This is a genomic window from Edaphobacter aggregans DSM 19364, from assembly GCF_000745965.1.
GTDB lineage: Bacteria > Acidobacteriota > Terriglobia > Terriglobales > Acidobacteriaceae > Edaphobacter > Edaphobacter aggregans.
On record NZ_JQKI01000264.1, the window covers coordinates 1 to 3,550 of the forward strand.

Annotated in this window: 5 protein-coding genes; 4 read left to right on the forward strand and 1 reads right to left on the reverse strand. The window is 53.9% G+C overall.

Annotated elements, in window-relative coordinates; all coding sequences use genetic code 11:
- Positions 1-289: 289 nt before the first annotated feature.
- The 4 genes from Q363_RS30905 (at position 290) to Q363_RS30915 (ending at position 2,392) form a co-directional block, all read left to right on the forward strand.
- On the forward strand, positions 290-739 hold the full coding sequence (locus tag Q363_RS30905) for a hypothetical protein (protein ID WP_035358449.1): 450 nt from the start codon (positions 290-292) through the stop codon (positions 737-739).
- A gap of 629 nt (positions 740-1,368) precedes the next feature.
- Positions 1,369-1,527 (forward strand): hypothetical protein, encoded by a 159-nt coding sequence (locus Q363_RS41660; protein ID WP_157468001.1) that lies wholly within the window; start codon positions 1,369-1,371, stop codon positions 1,525-1,527.
- A 40-nt stretch (positions 1,528-1,567) separates the two neighbouring features.
- A complete protein-coding gene (locus Q363_RS30910) occupies positions 1,568-2,104 on the forward strand; it encodes a hypothetical protein (RefSeq protein ID WP_035358450.1) in 537 nt (178 codons plus the stop codon).
- A gap of 3 nt (positions 2,105-2,107) precedes the next feature.
- Positions 2,108-2,392, forward strand: a complete 285-nt coding sequence (locus tag Q363_RS30915; RefSeq protein ID WP_035358452.1) for a hypothetical protein — start codon at positions 2,108-2,110, stop codon at positions 2,390-2,392.
- 144 nt (positions 2,393-2,536) lie between these two features.
- Here the strand turns inward: Q363_RS30915 and Q363_RS30920 are convergent, their stop codons facing one another.
- The gene (locus tag Q363_RS30920) at positions 2,537-2,851 is read right to left on the reverse strand and encodes a hypothetical protein (RefSeq protein ID WP_035358453.1); all 315 of its coding nucleotides are present in this window, start codon (positions 2,849-2,851) and stop codon (positions 2,537-2,539) included.
- Positions 2,852-3,550 lie beyond the last annotated feature (699 nt).

Below are 3,550 nucleotides of genomic sequence, written 5' to 3' on the forward strand. Positions count from 1 at the left end.
ACGCAGCAGGCGCTTCATCGGTTTTGCGGACATAACGGTAGCCATAAGGAGCACCGCTCATCACGCTGACCTCACCCGACTGGGCCCGGTGCCGCCGGCAGCTTCAATACTTACAGAAAAAGGCTGCTCAACTCGGCTTGCAAGTCATTGCATTACCGGTGACTCCATAGTGAGTTTCTGGAGAGAGTGCAGCGTGACAACTATCACGCAGCCTCTTCCCTGCTTTCGCTGGCGGTCTCTCAAATCGCGATGAGGAGTTAGAAAACGTATCTCCCACAGGCACAGAAACGTGCTTGCGTTTACTGATGCGGCCTGCATTCCCGAAAAGTTCTTCGGCAACTACAATTCTCCGCGCAGCGGAACGGATGGAGATGTGGAAATCGCAAAAGCGGCGATTCGCACATTCCCACCGCACGACGACGACTATGACCTTATGCTGACATTTCTATCCGGCGCGCATAGAGACATTTCTTTCGGGTGCGAACAGAACACGGGTTGGTCACCGTTCGCAGCACATATTGACACATCCCACATGCTGTCTCGGGACCATACCGGGCCGGACATTGTTTCCATTCTTGCCACGCAACGGGCTTTGGGAAGCAACTTCCTACTGAAATTTCAAGAAGGCGTCCATTCGCTGATCACAATCTTCACAATTCGTTTCTACAACTTTTGGGGGATTAGTTCCCGGAATGGTTCGGGTGATGATCCCGGACAGGATTCATTCGCTGTGCCGTAATTCCTGACCGGATTTACTCCCCCCACTGTACTCGTTGGTCTCGCGCGTACCTCCGCCAGAGTAAATGCCCCTTTGCGTAGTGGGCTGGAACTGTCTTGTACGTATGCGAGTAGAACTTGTACCACCACACCCCGCCTCGCTTAAATTAGGGCTATATCACTTCCTCTGTCGTTCTCTGGCTGGGCGCCCGTTACATTGGGCGCGGAGGGAGATTGAAGCAGAAGTGGGATTCGGTCAAATCGCGGAGCTGCTAGTTGACGTTGAGGGCGGGAGTCTAAGGAGCCAACTGAGCACGGTTGCTATCGATATAGCTTCCGTTTTGAAAGAGCGTGGGGACAAAAATAGGCACAATTGGCACTTTGCGCGTTTTTGAGGTCGCCCTTCGTTGCTCTAAGTTGTTGATTTTATTGGCTCCTGAGGTGGGACTCGAACCTACAACCCTTCGGCTAACAGGTGGTTCATGAAGGCCGGAGCACATGTGTTTTCAATGGAGTAGAGAGGTCGGTGGAACCCCTGGCTTCTTCGGGCCCATCCGATCCATGAAAAAGACTGACATGCGAATATTCTACTTTCGCTTCCTGTTCTCTTTTCAAGAATTCGCACTCTACTATAGATAGGTAGGAGGCAGGATGGAGCTCATCGAGCCGGAAGTCAGTGGGGTTGACCAGGATTTGGAGGAGGTGGCTGATTGCGAGATCGGGTTCCAGGCTGGGATCGACGGCGAACCTTTCAACGAGAACCAGACGGCCGCATGGCAGCGTGGCTGGCGGGACTCCCAAAAAGAGTGATTGATCTAAAATAGATATGGGAGCAACTTAAAGGAGGCTTATGTCGATCGCATCCTTTGCGCGTGGATTCTTAGAAGGGTTCGGCCCGTGGAGTTTCTCCTCCTACGCGAACCAGGAACCTGCTCCGCTTTTCGCGGAGACGGATGAGCTCGTTCCGCCGCATGTCGAGGCACAAGCAGAGACTTCGACAGCCAGTGTACCTGCCAGGCAAAAAGAACTCTTCCCAGACAAGGTCAATTACGCCGCGTTAGGATTAGAACAGTTCATCAGCAACGAACGCACACGCTCTCTGGTGATCGCCGACTTGCAGGCTCGAGTGAACCTCAGCACCGAACGCATACGCCGTTCGTTGATGAGGTCCCGAGAAGACGCTCGCTTGTCGCGGGGGCTTCCTTTTTGGTTTTCAGCACCCATCGCGAAGCCGCTTATTATTCCGGCTTCAGAAGTTGCGGCTTCAGAAGTCGTTGTGGCTACAAACGACTCAGACCTTGAGGCGATACGGGATTCTGCCAAAAACCTCGCCAAAAATATCGAGGCCATCCTGTCCGAGAAAAGACATGCGGCAGGCGGGCGGTAGCGATTGGCGCCAGGAAAGAGTCAGACCCAACGGAGCCTTCCTTCGCTCAATGATCTTCAACTGCTGAATGAACAAGTAGCTGTCGAGATAATTAAGTATGTCGATCGCGCGAATACTCGTGACACGACCCATCGCATTGTCGGCATGGGATGCGCGACGGTTTCGTTTCTTTCCTGCATCGGAGCGTTCGTGTACCTGGTAATGAATGGTCACACCGGAGCTGGCACCGGAATCGTACTTGGAGCTGGTGTGCTCGGCGTCGTCAAGGTGATGATCAAGCCCAACTAATAAACCAAAAGGCCGGCTCTCGAGGAACAAGGAACCAAAGAGATCAAAATCAGGCAGTGAAATGGCCACCCCAGATGCAAGAAGGGGAAGATCCGAATGTACAGTGAAAGGGCTCCCATTCCTGGGAGCCCTTTGAACTTTGCTTTAGCAGACGTATGGCGGGCCGTCCTTCGGCGGCAGTGCGCTCGGACTGCATTCCCCCAAAGTGATGATCAAAGCGTCCACCGTCTCCCCGTCATCATAGCCAAGGAAGACCATGGCCAGCTGGAAGTCCCGGACGGCCATATCGTCCTCGCCGGGCCACCGCTTCCGGATGGTGAGTTCTTTGTTCGGATCTGTGGGTTCGACTCCAAGCAGCTGGAGAATCCAAGGTTTGTCGTGCCTGAGAATGGCTGTCCCTATCAGGGATCCGACAGGGGTTAGTGTGGGGAAGGTGTTGTAGTTGATACTGCTCTGCATTACACACCTCGTGTGAAGCGGGAGTGCGTACGTTGGCTCTCGCCAACCGAGGAAGTCTACTCCATATGCATACATTTGCATAGCTGTAAATAGACGTCCTGCAATATTTACCACCTGATTGGCGCCGAGCAGGCGCTCCGGGTCAGGCCGTGGCCGACTGCCGGGTTTCGATCTTCGCTAGCCGCTTGTTGATCTCCAGCGCCTTCATGATGGCTTCGTACCGAACCTGAATGATTTTCCGTGCATCCTCCGCCACGCTCATGCGCATCTCCGTTGGTCCCTAATCTACCCACCAAAGAGAAAAGCGGGAAGATCCGACGGCGAGGGAGCACTGTTTTAGTTCCCAACACCACTCTCGCCCTACGGAGTGTTCTGGAAAGCGAAAGGCGGGTCCCTGGCGAGGGTTCATCTGGCCCGCATCAGCGTGACCTGCCCCCGATTTCTCACCCATTCCTCTATCTGAACTATGCACGGAAACATTGGGTCAATCCGGACGAAAACCCTCCAGTGGGACTCATCCTGTGCTCAGAACGCGATGTCGCGGTTGCGCACTATTCCTTGGAGAGCCTCGGGAACACGGTGCCTTACCTTATCGATTAGGAAAGGTTTGTTTGAATGTAAGTCAGTGAGGAGCACGAGGTGTTGCAAAGGCTGAACTCAGCGGTGAAGCTGATTCAGAGAACTACCCCGGAGGCTCCT